The sequence below is a fragment of the Mesorhizobium sp. ESP6-5 genome (assembly GCF_020164695.1).
Classification (GTDB): domain Bacteria; phylum Pseudomonadota; class Alphaproteobacteria; order Rhizobiales; family Rhizobiaceae; genus Mesorhizobium; species Mesorhizobium australicum.
This window is the reverse complement of record NZ_JAIUGR010000008.1, coordinates 121,483-138,326: the sequence shown is the minus strand read 5'-3', so window position 1 is coordinate 138,326 and position 16,844 is coordinate 121,483. Positions and strand designations below refer to the sequence as shown.

Annotated in this window: 19 protein-coding genes; 8 read left to right on the top strand and 11 right to left on the bottom strand. The window is 62.5% G+C overall.

Features of this window, described 5'->3' with window-relative positions; genetic code table 11:
- The first annotated feature begins 10 nt into the window (after nt 1–10).
- The 5 genes from urtB (at nt 11) to LB524_RS15195 (ending at nt 4,815) form a co-directional block, all read left to right on the top strand.
- Entirely contained in the window at nt 11–1,627 is a 1,617-nt protein-coding gene (gene urtB / locus LB524_RS15215; protein WP_224527815.1) for an urea ABC transporter permease subunit UrtB, read from the top strand.
- Nucleotides 1,624–2,859 carry an urea ABC transporter permease subunit UrtC gene (gene urtC, locus LB524_RS15210; protein ID WP_140821786.1) on the top strand — a complete coding sequence of 412 codons (1,236 nt, stop codon included), beginning with the start codon at nt 1,624–1,626 and terminating at the stop codon, nt 2,857–2,859. Before urtB ends, urtC begins: the two co-directional genes overlap by 4 nt.
- Before the next feature lie 6 nt (nt 2,860–2,865).
- On the top strand, nt 2,866–3,612 hold the full coding sequence (gene urtD / locus LB524_RS15205; protein ID WP_015317700.1) for an urea ABC transporter ATP-binding protein UrtD: 747 nt from the start codon (nt 2,866–2,868) through the stop codon (nt 3,610–3,612).
- Between the two features lie 69 nt (nt 3,613–3,681).
- Nucleotides 3,682–4,377 (top strand): urea ABC transporter ATP-binding subunit UrtE, encoded by a 696-nt coding sequence (gene urtE / locus LB524_RS15200; protein ID WP_224527812.1) that lies wholly within the window; start codon nt 3,682–3,684, stop codon nt 4,375–4,377.
- Nucleotides 4,378–4,638: 261 nt separating this feature from the next.
- Nucleotides 4,639–4,815, top strand: coding sequence for a hypothetical protein (locus LB524_RS15195; RefSeq protein WP_013531844.1), 177 nt, complete (start codon nt 4,639–4,641; stop codon nt 4,813–4,815).
- 37 nt (nt 4,816–4,852) lie between these two features.
- Here LB524_RS15195 and LB524_RS15190 read toward each other — a convergent pair whose 3' ends face one another.
- The 8 genes from LB524_RS15190 to LB524_RS15155 form a co-directional block, all read right to left on the bottom strand.
- Nucleotides 4,853–6,001: a GGDEF domain-containing protein gene (locus LB524_RS15190; protein ID WP_140664224.1), complete on the bottom strand. Its 1,149-nt coding sequence runs from the start codon at nt 5,999–6,001 to the stop codon at nt 4,853–4,855.
- Between the two features lie 183 nt (nt 6,002–6,184).
- Complete coding sequence (locus LB524_RS15185) at nt 6,185–6,991, bottom strand: DUF72 domain-containing protein (RefSeq protein WP_224527810.1); 807 nt, start codon at nt 6,989–6,991, stop codon at nt 6,185–6,187.
- A 28-nt stretch (nt 6,992–7,019) separates the two neighbouring features.
- Nucleotides 7,020–7,487 carry a GNAT family N-acetyltransferase gene (locus tag LB524_RS15180; RefSeq protein ID WP_224528118.1) on the bottom strand — a complete coding sequence of 156 codons (468 nt, stop codon included), beginning with the start codon at nt 7,485–7,487 and terminating at the stop codon, nt 7,020–7,022.
- 41 nt (nt 7,488–7,528) lie between these two features.
- Entirely contained in the window at nt 7,529–10,450 is a 2,922-nt protein-coding gene (uvrA, locus tag LB524_RS15175) for an excinuclease ABC subunit UvrA (RefSeq protein ID WP_140664219.1), read from the bottom strand.
- 697 nt (nt 10,451–11,147) lie between these two features.
- Nucleotides 11,148–11,447 carry a hypothetical protein gene (locus LB524_RS15170; protein ID WP_140821783.1) on the bottom strand — a complete coding sequence of 100 codons (300 nt, stop codon included), beginning with the start codon at nt 11,445–11,447 and terminating at the stop codon, nt 11,148–11,150.
- A gap of 88 nt (nt 11,448–11,535) precedes the next feature.
- Nucleotides 11,536–12,141, bottom strand: coding sequence for an ATP-dependent Clp protease proteolytic subunit (locus LB524_RS15165; RefSeq protein ID WP_140821781.1), 606 nt, complete (start codon nt 12,139–12,141; stop codon nt 11,536–11,538).
- A gap of 24 nt (nt 12,142–12,165) precedes the next feature.
- Complete coding sequence (locus LB524_RS15160) at nt 12,166–12,627, bottom strand: SRPBCC family protein (protein WP_140616308.1); 462 nt, start codon at nt 12,625–12,627, stop codon at nt 12,166–12,168.
- Entirely contained in the window at nt 12,624–12,938 is a 315-nt protein-coding gene (locus tag LB524_RS15155; RefSeq protein WP_140821779.1) for an ArsR/SmtB family transcription factor, read from the bottom strand. The genes LB524_RS15160 and LB524_RS15155 overlap by 4 nt, the downstream gene beginning before the upstream one ends.
- Before the next feature lie 225 nt (nt 12,939–13,163).
- On the opposite strand from LB524_RS15155, the gene LB524_RS15150 reads away from it, so the two are divergent.
- Together LB524_RS15150 and LB524_RS15145 are read left to right on the top strand one after the other, a co-directional pair.
- Complete coding sequence (locus LB524_RS15150) at nt 13,164–13,688, top strand: single-stranded DNA-binding protein (protein WP_023773877.1); 525 nt, start codon at nt 13,164–13,166, stop codon at nt 13,686–13,688.
- 127 nt (nt 13,689–13,815) lie between these two features.
- The gene (locus LB524_RS15145) at nt 13,816–14,241 is read left to right on the top strand and encodes an OsmC family protein (protein WP_140821777.1); all 426 of its coding nucleotides are present in this window, start codon (nt 13,816–13,818) and stop codon (nt 14,239–14,241) included.
- Between the two features lie 5 nt (nt 14,242–14,246).
- On the opposite strand, the gene LB524_RS15140 is transcribed toward LB524_RS15145, so the two are convergent.
- From LB524_RS15140 to LB524_RS15130, 3 genes are all read right to left on the bottom strand, one after another.
- The gene (locus LB524_RS15140; protein ID WP_015317712.1) at nt 14,247–14,876 is read right to left on the bottom strand and encodes a MarC family protein; all 630 of its coding nucleotides are present in this window, start codon (nt 14,874–14,876) and stop codon (nt 14,247–14,249) included.
- 81 nt (nt 14,877–14,957) lie between these two features.
- Nucleotides 14,958–15,350 (bottom strand): VOC family protein, encoded by a 393-nt coding sequence (locus LB524_RS15135; protein WP_140821775.1) that lies wholly within the window; start codon nt 15,348–15,350, stop codon nt 14,958–14,960.
- A gap of 32 nt (nt 15,351–15,382) precedes the next feature.
- Nucleotides 15,383–15,916, bottom strand: coding sequence for a hypothetical protein (locus LB524_RS15130; protein WP_224527807.1), 534 nt, complete (start codon nt 15,914–15,916; stop codon nt 15,383–15,385).
- Nucleotides 15,917–16,001: 85 nt separating this feature from the next.
- On the opposite strand from LB524_RS15130, the gene LB524_RS15125 reads away from it, so the two are divergent.
- Nucleotides 16,002–16,832, top strand: a complete 831-nt coding sequence (locus LB524_RS15125; protein WP_140821772.1) for a helix-turn-helix transcriptional regulator — start codon at nt 16,002–16,004, stop codon at nt 16,830–16,832.
- Nucleotides 16,833–16,844: the final 12 nt, after the last annotated feature.

Genomic DNA, 16,844 nt, shown 5'->3' with positions numbered 1-16,844 from the left:
ACACAAGCCGATGACCTTGATCCGCACAATTGGCCTGACGCTGTTGTTCCTGCTGGCGGCACTGTCGTCGTCGGGCGCAGGCGAAGCCGATCTGCGCGCCATCATCGCCAAGTTCGCGACCGCCAAGGGCTTTTCCGAGACCGGAGCCGTCGTGCATGACCTCGCCGCCACCGGCGATCCCTTGGTCGAACACCCGCTTTCGGCACTCGCCGACGGCAACCTCTATATCCGCAAAGCGGATTCCCTGGTCTTCGTCGGCAAGGAAACCGGCGAAAGCGTCCAGCTTTTCGATCCGCTCAGCAGCGAAGCATCCGGCGAGGCGGCCAAGGGCGACGTCGCCAAGATCAAGGTCAACAACACGCTGCGCCGCGTCATCCGCGATGCGCTTGGCACGCTGACGCTTGGCGCCAAGGATCCGGCCGTGCGGCTGGCCGCCGCCGGCACCATGTTCAAGACACCCGACGCAGCCAACATCGAGCCACTCGACACGGCGATCGCCGGCGAGACCGTGGCCAGCGTCAAGGCTCTGCTCGAACAGGCTCGTGCGGCCTCGGTGCTTGTTTCCGACAGGCCTGAGGCCGACAAACTCGCCGCGGTCGCCCTGATCGGCGCGCGTGGCGACCGCGACGCGGTTTCGCTGCTCACTTCGGTCGAGGGCAGTGCCTCCGGCGCGGTCAAGGACGCGGCGACCGCAGCGATCGCCAACATCAATTCGACGCTGGCCTTGTGGGATGCCGGACAGAACATCTGGTACGGGATTTCGCTGGGTTCGGTGCTGCTGCTGGCAGCGATCGGGCTTGCCATCACCTTCGGCGTCATGGGCGTCATCAACATGGCGCATGGCGAGATGGTGATGCTTGGCGCCTATACGACCTTCGTCGTCCAGCAAGTGATCCGGACGTCCTTTCCCGGCCTGTTCGACTGGTCGCTGGTGATCGCGCTGCCGCTCGCCTTCCTGGTCGCGGCATTCGTCGGTCTCGTCATCGAGCGCGGCGTGATCCGGTTCCTCTACGGCCGGCCGCTGGAGACGCTGCTGGCAACCTGGGGCGTCTCGCTCATCCTGCAGCAGGCGGTGCGCTCGATCTTCGGACCGACCAACCAGGAGGTCGGCAATCCGTCCTGGATGTCCGGCTCCTTCGACGTCGGACAACTGGCCATCACCTGGAACCGGCTGTGGATTCTGGTGTTCGCGCTCACGGTGTTCGGCATGTTGCTCTATGTAATGAAGCGCACGCCCTGGGGGCTGCAGATGCGCGCCGTCACCGCCAACCGGCGCATGGCCGCCTCGATGGGCATCAGGACGCCCTGGGTCGACGCGCTGACCTTCGCGCTGGGATCCGGCATTGCCGGTATCGCCGGCGTCGCGCTCAGCCAGATCGACAATGTCTCGCCCAATCTTGGTCGCGGCTACATCATCGACAGCTTCATGGTGGTCGTCTTCGGCGGTGTCGGCAATCTCTGGGGTACATTGGTCGGCGCCTTTTCGCTCGGCATCGTCAACAAGGTTCTCGAGCCCTATGCCGGCGCGGTGCTCGGCAAGATCGTCGTGCTGGTGCTGATCATCCTGTTCATCCAGAAGCGCCCGCGAGGCCTGTTCGCGCTCAAGGGCAGGGCGGTGGAAGCATGATATCGGGACGCTTCTTTGCCGCCGGCGCGGATCGCCGCATCGCCATCACCATCTTCATCCTGCTGGCGGTGGCTATAATCGTGCCGGTGCTTAACCTGGCCGTCTCGCCGACAAGCGCCTTCTACATTCCGTCCTACATCGTGGCGCTGACCGGCAAATATCTCTGCTATGCACTGCTGGCGCTCTCGCTCGATCTGGTCTGGGGCTATTGCGGTATCCTCTCGCTCGGCCACGGCGCCTTCTTCGCGCTCGGCGGCTATGCGATGGGAATGTATCTGATGCGCCAGATCGGCTCGCGCGGCGTCTACGGCAACCCGATCCTGCCCGATTTCATGGTGTTCCTGAACTACAAGGAATTGCCCTGGTTCTGGACCGGTTTCGACCATTTCTGGTTCGCCGCCATCATGGTGCTGGCGGTGCCCGGCCTGCTTGCCTTCATCTTCGGCTGGTTCGCCTTCCGCAGCCGCGTCACCGGTGTCTACCTCTCCATCATCACCCAGGCGATGACCTATGCGCTGCTGCTTGCCTTCTTCCGCAACGACATGGGTTTCGGAGGCAATAACGGCCTGACCGATTTCAAGGATATTCTGGGCTTCAACGTGCAGGCCGATACCACCCGTTCGGCACTGTTCGCGGCCAGCGCGGTGATGCTGGCACTCGCCGTTTTCATCACCTGGGCGATCGTCGGCTCCAAATACGGCAAGCTGCTGATGGCCGTGCGCGACGCCGAGAGCCGCACGCGCTTCCTCGGCTGGCGGGCGGAGAACGTAAAGCTGTTCGCTTTTACCGTTTCGGCCGTCATGGCAGGCATTGCCGGCGCGCTCTACGTGCCGCAGGTCGGCATCATCAATCCAGGCGAATTCGAGCCGGCCAATTCGATCGAGGTGGTGATCTGGGCGGCGGTCGGCGGCCGCGGCACCATTGTCGGGCCGATCATCGGCGCGTTGCTGGTCAATGCCGGCAAATCCTGGTTCACCGGCGTGCTGCCGGAATTCTGGCTGTTCGCGCTCGGGGGCCTGTTCGTCGCCGTCACCTTGCTCCTGCCCAAGGGCATCATCGGCATGTGGGACAGCTGGCGCGGCAATGCCAGGGCGCTGCGCGTGGCGTCCCTGGCTGAAGAAGCCGGCGCCGAGGTTGGCATCGCGTCCGCGACCTCGAAGCCCGCTCGCTCGCCGGCGAGAAACCCAGGCGAGTGGTCCTGGTCCGACCCCGAACCGCAGGCGGCGGAGTAAGCGACCATGAGCAAATCCAACACTATCCTCTATCTCGACGGCGTCTCAGTGTCCTTCGACGGCTTTCGCGCCATCAACAATCTGTCCCTGGTGCTCGACAAGGGCGAGATGCGCGCCATCATCGGCCCCAACGGCGCCGGCAAGACGACGATGATGGACATCGTCACCGGCAAGACGAGGCCGGATGAGGGCGAAGTGTTCTTCGACGGCCAGGTGGACCTGACCAGGCATGACGAAGCCGAGATAGCCATGATGGGCATCGGCCGCAAATTCCAGAAGCCGACCGTTTTCGAAAGCCACACGATCGAAGAAAACCTGATGCTGGCGCTGAAGGGGCCGCGTTCGATCTTCCCGGCGCTGTTCCATCGCCAATCGCCCGCCGAGGCGCGGCAGATCGATGACATCCTTGGCATCATCCGGTTGGGCGACAAACGCAGGGAATTGGCGGCCAATCTCAGCCATGGGCAAAAACAGTGGCTGGAGATCGGCATGCTTCTCGCGCAGGACCCGAAGCTGCTGCTGGTCGACGAGCCGGTGGCCGGTATGACCGATGCCGAGACCGAGGAAACCGCGCGGCTGCTCAGGGATATCGCCCGTGACCACTCAGTCATTGTCGTCGAACACGACATGCATTTCGTCCGCGAACTCGGCGTCAAGGTTACCTGCCTGCATGAAGGCTCGGTGCTCTCGGAAGGGACGCTCGATTTCGTTTCGGCCGACGAGCGCGTCGTCGAAGTCTATCTGGGGAGATGAGCATGGTCTGGCGGGTGCAATTCCATCACTTCGACATGTCGTTTCTTCGGTTCTGGAGAAGGCGCTGACATGCTCGAGGTTTCCAATGCCACGCTGCACTACGGCGCCGCCCAGGCGTTGCGCGGGGTGTCGCTGAAGGCGGGTGCGGGCAAAATCACCTGCGTGCTCGGCCGCAACGGCGTCGGCAAGACCAGTTTGATGAGATCGATCGCCGGCCATAACCGGCTGACGAGCGGAAGCGTTGCCTTCGAGGGGAAGGCGCTCGACCGGAGCGCGGCGTATGACCGCGCCCGGTCGGGCATCGCATTCGTGCCGCAGGGCAGGGAGATCTTTCCGCTGCTCAGCGTGCGGGAAAATCTCGAGTCCGGCTTCGCGCCCTTGAAGCGCGCCGACCGCAACGTGCCTGCGCACGTCTTCGAGCTGTTTCCGGTGCTGAAGCAGATGCTTGGCCGCCGTGGCGGCGATCTTTCCGGCGGCCAGCAACAGCAGCTCGCCATCGGCAGGGCACTCGTGATGCGGCCGAAGCTGCTGGTGCTCGACGAGCCGACCGAAGGCATCCAGCCCTCTGTCATCAAGGATATCGGCCGCGCCATACGCTATCTGCGCGACCAGGCCGGCATTGCGGTGCTGCTGGTCGAACAGTATCTCGATTTCTGCCGCGAACTCGCCGACGAGGTCAACATCATGGATCGCGGCCAGATCGTCCACACCGGCCCAGCGGAAGATTTAGACCGGGCTGATGTCCGCAAATTCCTCACGGTCTAGAATCGGCGCCAGACTTCATTGAAGATTTGAAGTTATTGGCAAGACCAATATTTCCTACATCCATCATCTGCGTCTCTGGCACATGCAATATCGCATGCTAGTGTTTCCGTGGCTTTGTGAGTCGGCCGTTTCCGTATCAGTCTGGTTATCGCAGATCGCGGCGCGGCAAAGGCCCTGCAAGTTCCACGCAAGCAAGGCTTCCTACCTTCCCGATCTGATTGTCGTTCAAACGCGTTTGGGCACACAGGCTAAGGGACAGCCATGGAACGTTACGTCGAAGACTACCAGAAGCGGCGGCTTACCGAACGCGTCGACATCATCGCCGCCATCAACATTCTGAGGTCACAGGGCTGTGACTACGACGACCTGATCGAGGAGATCACCAAGGTCTTCTATGTCGATCTCGATACCTTCAATGAAATCGTCATGGCGGCCTAATGCATGTCGCCCGGCGGGCTTGGCATGATACGCGCGTTTAGCTCGCGCGTCGGAATGGCGAGGCGGTGACGCGGTTGCGACCTCCCCGCTTGGCGTCATAGAGCGCCTTGTCGGCGGCGCTGAGTACCTTGTCCAGGCTGATCCCCTCTTTGCTGCCAAACGCAAATCCGGCGCTGACCGTACAGGTGAGGGAACCGGTTTCGGTTTCTATCAGTCGCGCCGCGAAAGCCGCCCGGATACGCTCGGCTGCTTCCTCGACCGCCTCCGGCAGCGTGCGCTTCAGTACCAGCGCGAATTCCTCGCCGCCCATGCGCGCGGCGACGTCGGCCGGTCGAAGGTTGGCTACCAACTCGTTGGCGAACACCCTCAGCACTTCATCGCCCGCCGCATGGCCGAATTCGTCGTTGATGGTTTTGAAGTTGTCGAGGTCGAAGACGACCACCGCGGTAAAGGCGCCGACCGGGACATGGCCATGCATGTCGAACAGCGCGCGCCGGTTGAGCAGGCCGGTCAGGGAATCCGTCTGGGCGTTGCGATGGTGGTGCCTCGCCAGACGCCCCTGATTGAGGGCAAGCGAGAGCGCGCCAATACCTGTCATGCTGGCGATAACCACGACGAGGCTGAGCTCCTCGGCCCAGTTGCTTGGTGCATGTCCGAGCACCAGTTTTCCTTCCCAGGCGAGAACCATGGCGCAGAGCCCGAAGGAGGTGGCCGTGGCCGAATAGAGCGCGGTGATGCCGATCGTCAGGGCGGGTGCCTCATCACGGCCCTTCCAGTATTCGAAAGCCGTGGCGAACAGGAGCACGGCGGCAAACATGTTCTCCGCCACGAAGCCGAGGCCATCGTAGCCCAGAGCCATGGGGGGCAACGCTATCGCCAGGGAATAGCAACCCCACAGGGTCCGCGGCAATGGCGAGCCGCCGGTTCGGAACTGATAGGCCGCACCCAGCATGGCCGAAAAGCCGATCAGCAGAAACGCGGAGGTGGCGATGCCGAGCAGGCGTCCCGGCATCTCGATATAGGCGTCATAGATAAAAATATCGCCGACCACGAACACCAGGCTGATCGCCCATGTCAGCAGGAATTTTTCCGAGCGGGCGGTCAGCCACATGCCGAACAATGTCAGGCTGAGGCAAGCGGCCGAGAAACCGACGGCCAGCAGAAGTGAAGTGTAGTCGAGCGACATGCCCTCTTTCCCTGCCGGCGGCGGTCCCAGCTCTGCGGCTTGGCGTCGGCGCATTCATGCGGCAAGGAGGTGTCGATAAGGTTACGATCGTGGCGAAGATGCCCAGGAACAGGCGCTTTGCTACGCTCAATACGCATAGGCTATGTGCTTATTGTGTGCAGCTGGAAACCGACTGACGCCTTTTCAGTCGGCTACGCGCCTCATCAATGCCATCGCCCCGAACGGCGCCCGCACCTTGCCCTCGGTGATGAAGTAGACGAACACGTCGCGCGGTTGGACCGGCGCGTCGCTGGCAGGGTCGGCGCGCCGCAGATCGGCCGGCTGCTTGCCCTGCGCCCAGACCTTGACCCGCGCCGCCCATTCGTCGAGGCCCTTTGGCGTGTAGCAGTCCGGATTGTCATCCGAGCCGGTCTGCAGCCGGGCGTAGATGAAATCGCCAGTGATGTCGGCGATGTCAGGATATTTGGCATGGTCGGCATAGACGATCGCCGCCTTGTATTTGCGGGCGAGCGCTGGGAATTCCGGCACGATGAAACTGTCGTTGCGCACTTCCAGCGCGTGGCGCAGCGCGACACCATCCTGCTTTTCCGGCAGCAGCTTCAGAAACGCCTCGAAATCGTCCGGATCGAACTTCTTGGTCGGCGCGAACTGCCAAAGGATCGGTCCCAGCTTATCGCCGAGCGCGGCAACGCCGGAACCCAGGAAACGCATCATCGATTCACCGGCCTCGCCCAGCACGCGCCGGTTGGTGACGAAGCGGTTGCCTTTCAGCGAATAGACGAAATTGTCAGGTGCTTCGTTGGCCCATTTGACGAAGGTCGGCTCCTTGAAGCTCGAATAATAAGTGCCGTTGACCTCGATGCTCGGCACCTGCCGGGTAGCGTATTGCAGTTGCTTGGCCTTCGACAGTTTCTCGGGGTAGAAGGACGCGTCCCAGGGTTCGAAGGTCCAGCCGCCCATGCCGGCGCGGATTGTTCCCGATTTGCTCATTGTCGTCCTCCCAGATTTCTAATGGCGATCAGGCCGTGGTGGACCTGTTGTCGACGGGTTTGGCCATGTCGACGAGTATCCACCCTGGCCGGTAGGAATTGGGCCGGCGACCCGTTTCGCGATAGCCGTAAGCGAGATAGAGCGCGATGTTTCGTTCCATTTTCGCATTGGTGTAGAGCCGTATCTCCGGCAGGCCCCACTGCCGCGCCTGTTCATCGGCGTGGTTGAGCAGCGCGATGCCGAAGCCTTTGCCCTGAAATCCTGGCGCCACGGCGACGGAGAAGATCATCGCGTGATCTTCATGCCGCTCCAGCGTGATCACTCCGGCAAGCTTATCGCCGCTCTCCAGCAGCCAGACCTGGCCCTGGGCAATACGCGGCGCATAATCCTCGGTGACCGGGATCGGCGGTGCATCGAGTATAGCGGAGTAGGGAGCGTAGGCGGCTTGCGTCAGCGCGACGATCGCGGCGAGATCTTCAGGGCCGGCAAGCCTCATGCCAAAGCTGCTCTGGACCGTGATGAGATCATCCTTACCCATCACTCCGCCGCTTCGCGCTTACCTCCGGGGCGACGCTCCAGCAACTCCTTGAGGAACTGACCGGTGTAGCTTCGCTTCTCCCGCACGATCGCTTCCGGCGTGCCCGAGGCGACCAGTTCGCCGCCGCCGTCACCGCCCTCTGGGCCGAGGTCGAGCACCCAGTCGGCGGTTTTTATCACTTCGAGATTGTGCTCGATGACCACCACCGTATTGCCTTGGTCGACCAGTTCATGCAGCACTTCCAACAGCTTGGCGACGTCGTGGAAATGCAGGCCGGTGGTCGGTTCGTCGAGGATGTAGAGCGTCTTGCCGGTCGCCTTGCGCGACAGTTCCTTGGCGAGCTTGATGCGCTGCGCTTCACCGCCGGACAGCGTCGTCGCCTGCTGGCCGATATGGATGTAACCAAGGCCGACCTGCTTCAGCGTCTCCAGCTTGTCGCGTACGCCGGGTACGGCGGCGAAGAAATCGACGCCTTCCTCGACGGTCATGTCGAGCACGTCGGCGATCGACTTGCCCTTGAACAGCACGTCGAGCGTCTCCCTGTTGTAGCGCTTGCCGTGACAGACGTCGCAGGTGACGTAGACGTCGGGCAAAAAGTGCATCTCGATCTTGATGACGCCGTCGCCTTGGCAGGCCTCGCAGCGGCCGCCCTTGACGTTGAAGGAGAAACGGCCGGGCTGATAGCCGCGCGCCTTCGCTTCCGGTAGCCCGGCGAACCAGTCGCGGATCGGCGTGAAGGCGCCGGTATAGGTGGCGGGGTTCGAACGCGGCGTGCGGCCGATCGGCGACTGGTCGATGTCGATGACCTTGTCGAGGAACTCCAATCCCTCGATGCGGTCATGCTCGGCCGGATGCTCGCGTGAGCCCATGATGCGGCGCGAGGCCGCCTTGAACAGCGTCTCGATCAGGAAGGTCGACTTGCCGCCGCCCGACACGCCGGTGACGGCGGTGAAAGTGCCGAGCGGGATTTCGGCGGTGACGTTCTTCAGATTGTTGCCGCGCGCGCCGACGATCTTCAGCCGCCGGTTTTTCTTCGCCTCGCGGCGCACGCCGGGCGTTGCCACTTCGAGCGCGCCCGACAGATATTTGCCGGTGATCGAATTGGGATTGGCCATCACCTGCTGCGGCGTGCCCTGGGCGATGATCTCGCCGCCATGGATGCCGGCGGCCGGACCCATGTCGACGACATAGTCGGCATGCAGGATGGCGTCCTCGTCATGCTCGACGACGATCACGGTGTTGCCGATGTCGCGCAGGTGCTTGAGCGTATCGAGCAGGCGGGTGTTGTCGCGCTGGTGCAGGCCGATCGACGGCTCGTCCAGCACGTAGAGCACGCCGGTCAGGCCTGAGCCGATCTGCGAGGCCAGCCGGATGCGCTGGCTTTCGCCACCCGACAGCGTGCCGGAATTGCGCGACAAGGTGAGATAGTCGAGCCCGACATCGTTGAGGAAGCGCAGACGCTCGCGGATTTCCTTCAGGACGCGGACAGCGATCTCGTTCTGCTTGTCGTTGAGCTGCGCCGGCAGGTCGGTGAACCATTTGTCGGCGTTGCGGATCGACTGTTCCGTCACTTCGCCAATGTGCTTGCCGGCGATCTTCACCGCCAGCGCCTCCGGCTTCAGCCGGTAGCCCTTGCAGACCGGGCAGGGCGTTGCCGACATGAAACGCTCGATCTCCTCGCGCATCCAGGCGGATTCGGTCTCCTTCCAGCGGCGCTCGAGATTGGGGATGACGCCTTCGAAGGTCTTGGTCGTCTTGTAGGAGCGCAGGCCGTCATCATACTGGAAGGTGATCTCGCGCTCGCCGGTGCCGCGCAGGATCGCTTCCTGGGCTTGCGCTGAAAGATCCTTGAACTTGTCGCCGAGCTTGAAGTCGTACGCCTTGCCCAATGCCTCGAGCGTCTGCGAGTAATAGGGCGAGGTCGATTTCGCCCATGGGCTGACGGCGCCGTCGCGCAGCGACACGTTCTCGTCGGGCACCACGAGGTTGGGGTCGATGGCGCGCTGGCTGCCGAGACCGTCGCAGGTCGGGCAGGCGCCAAACGGGTTGTTGAAGGAGAACAGCCTGGGCTCGATTTCCGGAATGGTGAAGCCGGAAACCGGGCAGGCGAACTTTTCCGAGAACAGGATGCGCTCATGCGTCTCGTTCTTCGACTTGTTGACCGAATCCTCGCCAGTCTGGCTGGCATCGAGCGGCCTGTCGGCGAACTCGGCCACTGCCAGCCCCTCGGCCAGCTTCAGCGCCGTCTCGATGGAGTCGGCAAGCCTTGTGGCAAGGTCGCCGCGAACGACGATGCGGTCGACGACGACGTCGATGTCGTGCTTGTATTTCTTGTCCAGCGCCGGCACATCGGCGATTTCATAGAAGACGCCGTCGACCTTGACGCGCTGAAAGCCCTTCTTCTGCAACTCCAGCAGTTCCTTGCGATATTCGCCCTTGCGGCCGCGCACGATGGGCGCCAGCAGGAACAGGCGCGTGCCTTCCTCGACGGCCAGCACCCGGTCGACCATCTGGCTGACCGTCTGGCTCTCGATCGGCAGGCCGGTGGCCGGCGAATAGGGCACGCCGACGCGGGCAAACAGAAGGCGCATATAGTCGTAGATCTCGGTGACGGTACCGACCGTCGAACGCGGGTTCTTCGACGTGGTCTTCTGCTCGATCGAGATGGCCGGCGACAGGCCGTCGATCTGGTCGACGTCCGGCTTCTGCATCATTTCGAGGAATTGCCGGGCATAGGCCGAGAGGCTCTCGACATAGCGGCGCTGGCCTTCTGCATAGATGGTGTCGAAAGCAAGCGACGATTTGCCGGAGCCCGACAGGCCGGTCATGACGATCAGGCTGTCACGCGGCAGGTCGAGATCGACATTCTTCAGATTGTGTTCGCGCGCCCCGCGAATGGAAAGATATTTATGGTCGGCCATGTCAGGTCGCCGCCTCAGATCTGGAATTTGTGGGATCGGCGGGTTTCCCCGGCCATTCCCTATGTAGTTATTTTTGCCGCCACGTCGAGAGACGCCACAATTCTCGACAGAAGTCGTTTAACCGCCTTTCGCGCGAGGGGGCAAGCGGAAAGAACAAAGGCCGAACACGCTCCTGACAAAGCTGTGCGGAAGCTGACCCGAACGTAAGCTCCCGGCGATCACATTTTTCCGTAACCGGCTATTGATGGTTGACGCGGCCAACTCACGGGAGCAGTCTTGCGAAGTCAGCGAAGCCGGCCGTCTATCGATGGCCTCGCCGCCCCAAGGCGGCCTGCGAGACGCCGCAGGCATTTGCGATTTGCGCTTCACGACGACAATGTCGCAACGGACAAGAGGAGCGGAGCATGACGCCACCGGATAGTCCCCCAGGGCTTCAGTTGTTACTGGAGCCGCGGCAGGCATAAGTGCCAAGGGCAGGCGTTTGCGCCACCCGACAAACCGTGACCTGCCGTATCCCTGAAAATCAGAGACTGCTAGTCGGATCGTCGGCTGAATGCCGCGAAGCATCCGAAATCAAACGCCGGCAGTACACTCCCGGCAAAAATGGATTTGAGATCCAGAAAAGCCCCGTCCGTTTGCCCAAGGCACGGCGGGGCTGTTCTTTTGGCGGGCTCCAGTTGGAAGGCCCGATCTTTGCCTATCTGGGTGGCTTGATCCCGCCAACTCCAACATCGACGGTGATGCTGCCGGAAATCCTGACATTGGTATTGCCGATCTTGAACTGCCCGTTGCCGCTGCTGGGGAACGCGTCGTCGGGTTCGGGCACCGGGGCGGGCTTTGCGATGCGATAGTCGCCGGTTACGCCGGGCAGGGCGCCTTTCCGAACCGACGACGAGGCCTCGTCGGCAAGTGCCGACCTGGACACAAGGCCGACGATGGCAAGCACCATGGCGGCCGTGACACGGTGCGATGTTCTTGATCGATGAGTGTCGGTCATCCCCTTGTTATAGGGGCCTGCCGCCACCGGAGCCAGAGCGGGATCGTCAAATCTTCGACAAGCAGCAGGATTTGACCTCACTCTGGTCCTACGCAGCCTTTTTGCGGGTGTCGAACACATGGTCGACGATGCCCCAGGCCTGGGCCTCGCGGGCGGTCATGAAATGGTCGCGGTCGAGCGTGCGCTCGACGTCGTCATAGCTGCGGCCGCAATGCTGGGCGTAGAGTTCGGTCATGTGGCGTTTGGTCTGGCCGATGCGTTCGGCGTGCCGCTGGATGTCGGAAGCCTGGCCCTGGAAGCCGCCCAGCGGCTGATGTAGCAGGATGGTGGCGTTGGGTAGTGCGATGCGGCGCCCGGCGGTGCCCGCCATCAGCAGGAACGATCCCATCGACGCTGCAAAGCCCATGCATACGGTCGACACCGGGCAGCTGATATACTGCATCGTGTCGTAGATGGCGAAGCCGCTGGTCACCATGCCGCCGGGCGAGTTGATGTAGAGCGAGATCTCCTTCTCGGGATTGTCCGACTCCAGCGACAAAAGCTGCGCGCAGACCAGCGCCGAGACGTCATCGTTAATCTCCCCGTTGACGAAGACGATGCGCTCGCGCAGCAGCCGCGAAAAAATGTCGAATGCGCGTTCGCCGCGGCTCGATTGCTCGATTACCATCGGCACAAGACTGGCAACACCGCCCATTTTTCTGTCTCCAATTTTCCGTGTTCAAGCCGCGTGCAGCAGCAGAAGGCGTGGGGTGTTCGCGGCTATAGGCGTGCCGGTCCCGTGCAGCGAAAGCCGGCAGCCTGCCCCCGCCATGGCCACGGCCGGCATCGCCTTGCGAGCAAAGCCGTCATGGACGATGCGCAGATGCGTGCCGCCGGAAACGGTTCGGGCGAGTGTGAAGGTGACGGTGCTGTCGAGTGGGTGCGCGGCATCGTCCGACCGCTCGCGCCAGGAATAGCGCAGCAGGCGTTCGGGCTCGGCATCGAGAATCTCGCATTCGATCGCCGCGTCTTGACCGGCGAAGGCAAAGCGGCTGCCGGTCTGCGGCCTGATGTCGTTGGGCATCATCCAGGCGGCGAGCAGTTCCGGCACGGTCAGCGCCCGCCAAACCTTTTCCGGCGGCTCGGCAAGATCGTATTCGAACTCAATCGCATCGGGAGAGACTTCGCTTTGGCTGTTCATTGATCCATGTCCTTCAAAACCGTCTTCAGCCTTTCGATGCGCTCCGGCCAGAAGGTACGGTAGCGTTCGATCCATGAGAGCAGCGGGGCAAGCCCCTGCGGATCCACACGATAATAGGCGTTGCGGCCGGCCCGCCGCTCGACCACGAGGCCGGCGCCCCGCAGCACCGCCAGATGCTGCGACACCGCCGGTTGCGACACCGTCAGGCCGCTGCGCAATTCCGATACGCTCATCTCGCTTGTGGCGAGACGCTCAAAGACGGCGCGGCGTGTCGGGTCGGCCAAGGCGCGGAAAATCTCTGCTTCGATCATGACAAAAGCATAAGTCGATACTTATCGATTTGGCAAGCGCTGTTTTGAGACCCATATGCGGCGTTCCGGCATTGCTGCCATTCCTTGACAATTGGCCGCAGTGCATATAGGAACGAAAAGGGAACAAAAACCTTGTGGGAAAAGCCAGCCTTGGCAAGCGGCTGACGTGCGTAGCCTGTAAGGTGCTGCGACAAAAATTTGTTTCGGATAGCGCGGAGAAATATCATGGCGGGTAGCGTCAACAAGGTCATTCTGGTCGGCAATCTCGGCGCTGACCCTGAAATCCGCCGCCTGAACTCGGGCGAGCCGGTCGTCAACATTCGCATCGCGACGTCGGAAAGCTGGCGCGACAAGAATTCCGGCGAGCGCAAGGAAAAGACCGAGTGGCATAACGTCGTCATCTTCAATGAGGGCATCGCCAAGGTGGCGGAGCAGTATCTGAAGAAGGGCATGAAGGTTTATGTCGAGGGCCAGCTGCAGACGCGCAAATGGCAGGACCAGACCGGTGCCGACAAATACACGACCGAAGTCGTGCTGCAGAAATTCCGCGGCGAGTTGCAGATGCTCGACGCGCGTGGCCAGGGTGAGGGCGGTCAGGTTGGCGGCTACAGCGGTGGCGGCAGCAGCCGTGGTTCCGATTTCGGCCAGTCGAGCCCGAACGAAGGGTTCAACCGCGGTGGCGGCAACGCTCCCAGGGGCGGCGGTGGCGGTGGTTCGTCGCGCGAACTGGACGACGAAATTCCGTTCTGATCGAAAGCCGCACCAAATAGCGAATGCCTTTACTTGATATGCCCCGAGGGTCCGCATGGACTTTCGGGGTTTTGCATGGTGGTTTTGAGCTGACGTTGGCGCGATCAGAGACGTAAGAGGACTGGCGATGAAGGCACGGGTAAAATGGGTCGAGGAGCGCACCTTCGTCGGCGAGTCCAGCAGCGGCCACAAGGTCGTGCTGGGCACGGCGTCAGGCCCGGAAGGCAAGACGCCGGGACCGAGCCCGATGGAACTGGTGCTGATCGGCACCGGCGGCTGCTCGGCCTATGATGTCGTCCATATCCTCGAAAAGGGGCGCGAGGCCGTCGAGGATTGCGTGGTCGAGCTCGATTCCGACCGCTCCGAAACCGATCCCAAAGTGTTCACCCGCATCCATATGCATTTCATCATCAAGGGCCGGGCGCTGTCCAGCGACAAGGTCAAGCGGGCAATCGACCTTTCGATCGAAAAATACTGCTCGGCCTCCGCCATGATGGCCAAGACAGCGACGATTACCCACGACTTTGAAGTCATCGATACGACCGCAAAATAAGCGGCCTACGAGGCCATCAACGCCTTGATGCCATCTGCCACGAACTGCACGGCCAGTGCCGCCAGGATAACCCCGAGCAGGCGGGTCAGGATCGAGCGGCCGGTCTGGCCGAGGATGCGGTCGATGCGTTCCGACAGCACGAATACCAGATAGGTTATGACGAGGCAGACAAGAATGATGCCGACCAGGGCCGCCTGCGCCGCAAAACCTTGAAACGAGCCTGAGAGCAGCACCGTCGCTGAAATCGCGCCGGGGCCGGCGATCAGCGGAATCGCCAAGGGGAAGGCGGCGATGTTGTGGATCATGTCCTTGGTGATGGCGACGTCGCCGATCTTTTCCTTGCGGTCCTGCCGGCGCTCGAACACCATTTCGAAGGCGATGAAGAACAGCAGGAACCCGCCGGCGACACGGAACGCCGGCAGGGTGATGCCGAACACCGACAGGATCGACGCGCCGGCCACCGCAAACAGCGCCATTACCAGAAAACCGATGACCGAGGCGCGCACGGAAACCTGGCTGCGCTCCTCGCGGTTCATGCCGCGCGTCACGGCGAGGAACAGAGGCGCCAGCCCAGGCGGATCGATGGTCACGAGAATGGTGACGAAGGCATTGAACAGGCTGTCGAAACTCGGCATCGCTGACCCTCCCGCCGGGCCAAGCCCGTACCCACATTGGTAGAGCAAAGCCCGGTCGGTGGGAACAGTCAGAACCGCAGGTTAGGCGGCAGCGCCGCAATAGGCCTCCAGGCGATAGCCGTCCGGATCGACCACGAAGGCCGCGTAATAGTTCTCGCCATAGTCGGCGCGCAGGCCCGGTGCGCCATTGTCGCTGCCGCCTTCGCGCAACGCGCCGGCATGAAAGGCACCGACGCTATCCCGTGTCGGCGCGGCGAAGCAGAAATGCAGGCCAGATCTTTCGTCCGCCGGCACCGGGCGCGCCGCCTCGTTGACCCACAGCGCGACAGCCTGGGGCGCGACGGTCTGGACACCATAGCCGAGCGAACCCGGCGATTGGCTGACGCAAGTGAAGCCGAGCGGCCTCAACGCGGCATCGTAGAAACGTTTGGAGGCAGTGACGTCGCGAACGCCGATCGAGATATGATCGAACATGGTTTTCTCCATTGTTACTAAGGGTTGTGGGGTCATCTTTCAGATTGACGACGCGCCAGGAACTGGACTTCGAGGTGCCAGTCCGCGCCGTCATGCGAGCGCTCGCCGAGCCATCGGAAGGAATTCCCGGTGATGCGCGAAAAGCTCCAGCGTACCGAGGAACCAGTGCCGTCGGCGCCGACCTGCACGATCGTGTCGCCTTCGGCGCGGCCGAGCTGACGGCTGAAATACTGGTTGCGCGGGTCGCTCCAGAAGATGTGCCAGGCATCGATTCCGGGGTCATAGACCCGCAGCGTCGTGCCGTAAAAGGTCCATTTGCCAAGCGATGGCGAGGGGCCGGCGTCACGCGCGGGCAGGATCCAGACGTCCTGGATGGCGCGGCCTTCCAGCGCCCAGCCGAAGTGCACCTCGCCGCGTCCGGTCAGCACCGTGCCGTCCTCGAGATGGCGCGCGGCGTCAAACGTCCAGGCACCGACGAAGCGGCCGTAAAGGTTCAGTTTTTCGGCAAGCCCTTCGATCGGTCCGGGACTGTGCAAGGCTTCGGCAAATGTGGATTGGTCGGGCATGGCTGCGGCCTCTTCTTGTCAGGAGACCGCGAGGAATAGGTGCCGGCGGGGTTTTGGGCTTGGGAAAAATTGCTATATTTCAGCCATGACGGCGACCGCGAACACCCTTGCATCCGGACCTGGCTGGCACGTGGCGGATGTGATCTGCACGGCCAGCGCCGGCGATCGGCCGTTCGAGGAAGTCCATCGGGATTTTTGCGTCGCGGCGGTCACCAGTGGCACCTTCCGCTATCGCGCACAGCAAGGCACCGCCATGCTCGCGCCAGGCAGCCTCCTGCTTGGCAATTCCGGCACATGCTACGAATGCGGGCACGAGCATGGCAGCGGCGACCGTTGCCTCTCCTTCCATTTCGGGCCGGCCTATATGGACCGGATCGTCGCCGACGTACCCGGCGCTGGGAAGCTCACCTTCGAGACGCCACGCCTGCCGCCGTTACCGGCCATCGCACCGCTGCTGGCCGAGGCGGAAGCCGCGCGCGACATGGCGGACGCAGGTGCCTTCGAGGAAATCGCCCTGCGCATCGCCGGTGCCGCCGTGGCGACAGTCTCAGGCGCAAGGCACGCCAGTCGCGATCCAAGCCGCCGCGACCAGAAAAGGGTTGCCGAGGCGGTGAGGCGGATCGAACTGGATGCCGACGGACCGGTCTCGCTTCCAGCGTTGGCGGATGAGACCGCGACCAGTGCTTATCATTTCCTGCGCACCTTCCGGCAGGTTGCCGGCATGACGCCCTATCAGTACCTGCTCAGGACCCGATTGCATCGCGCGGCGGTGCGATTGCGCACGTCCAACGATGCCATCTCGGCAATTGCTTTCGAAGCCGGCTTCAACGATCTGTCGACCTTCAACCGCCGGTTTCGGCGGGTCATGGGCGAGACGCCTGGCCGGTATCGGTCCGGGCGCGTTGGCAGCCGCTGAAAAGTTGCCAGG

Bases quoted from the DNA above. Each gene is read 5' to 3' on its own strand.
- urtB (WP_224527815.1), top strand. From the start codon at position 11: ATGACCTTGATCCGCACAATTGGCCTGACGCTGTTGTTCCTGCTGGCG.
- urtC (WP_140821786.1), top strand. From the start codon at position 1,624: ATGATATCGGGACGCTTCTTTGCCGCCGGCGCGGATCGCCGCATCGCC.
- urtD (WP_015317700.1), top strand. From the start codon at position 2,866: ATGAGCAAATCCAACACTATCCTCTATCTCGACGGCGTCTCAGTGTCC.
- urtE (WP_224527812.1), top strand. From the start codon at position 3,682: ATGCTCGAGGTTTCCAATGCCACGCTGCACTACGGCGCCGCCCAGGCG.
- LB524_RS15195 (WP_013531844.1), top strand. From the start codon at position 4,639: ATGGAACGTTACGTCGAAGACTACCAGAAGCGGCGGCTTACCGAACGC.
- LB524_RS15190 (WP_140664224.1), bottom strand. From the start codon at position 6,001: ATGTCGCTCGACTACACTTCACTTCTGCTGGCCGTCGGTTTCTCGGCC.
- LB524_RS15185 (WP_224527810.1), bottom strand. From the start codon at position 6,991: ATGAGCAAATCGGGAACAATCCGCGCCGGCATGGGCGGCTGGACCTTC.
- LB524_RS15180 (WP_224528118.1), bottom strand. From the start codon at position 7,487: ATGAGGCTTGCCGGCCCTGAAGATCTCGCCGCGATCGTCGCGCTGACG.
- uvrA (WP_140664219.1), bottom strand. From the start codon at position 10,450: ATGGCCGACCATAAATATCTTTCCATTCGCGGGGCGCGCGAACACAAT.
- LB524_RS15170 (WP_140821783.1), bottom strand. From the start codon at position 11,447: ATGACCGACACTCATCGATCAAGAACATCGCACCGTGTCACGGCCGCC.
- LB524_RS15165 (WP_140821781.1), bottom strand. From the start codon at position 12,141: ATGGGCGGTGTTGCCAGTCTTGTGCCGATGGTAATCGAGCAATCGAGC.
- LB524_RS15160 (WP_140616308.1), bottom strand. From the start codon at position 12,627: ATGAACAGCCAAAGCGAAGTCTCTCCCGATGCGATTGAGTTCGAATAC.
- LB524_RS15155 (WP_140821779.1), bottom strand. From the start codon at position 12,938: ATGATCGAAGCAGAGATTTTCCGCGCCTTGGCCGACCCGACACGCCGC.
- LB524_RS15150 (WP_023773877.1), top strand. From the start codon at position 13,164: ATGGCGGGTAGCGTCAACAAGGTCATTCTGGTCGGCAATCTCGGCGCT.
- LB524_RS15145 (WP_140821777.1), top strand. From the start codon at position 13,816: ATGAAGGCACGGGTAAAATGGGTCGAGGAGCGCACCTTCGTCGGCGAG.
- LB524_RS15140 (WP_015317712.1), bottom strand. From the start codon at position 14,876: ATGCCGAGTTTCGACAGCCTGTTCAATGCCTTCGTCACCATTCTCGTG.
- LB524_RS15135 (WP_140821775.1), bottom strand. From the start codon at position 15,350: ATGTTCGATCATATCTCGATCGGCGTTCGCGACGTCACTGCCTCCAAA.
- LB524_RS15130 (WP_224527807.1), bottom strand. From the start codon at position 15,916: ATGCCCGACCAATCCACATTTGCCGAAGCCTTGCACAGTCCCGGACCG.
- LB524_RS15125 (WP_140821772.1), top strand. From the start codon at position 16,002: ATGACGGCGACCGCGAACACCCTTGCATCCGGACCTGGCTGGCACGTG.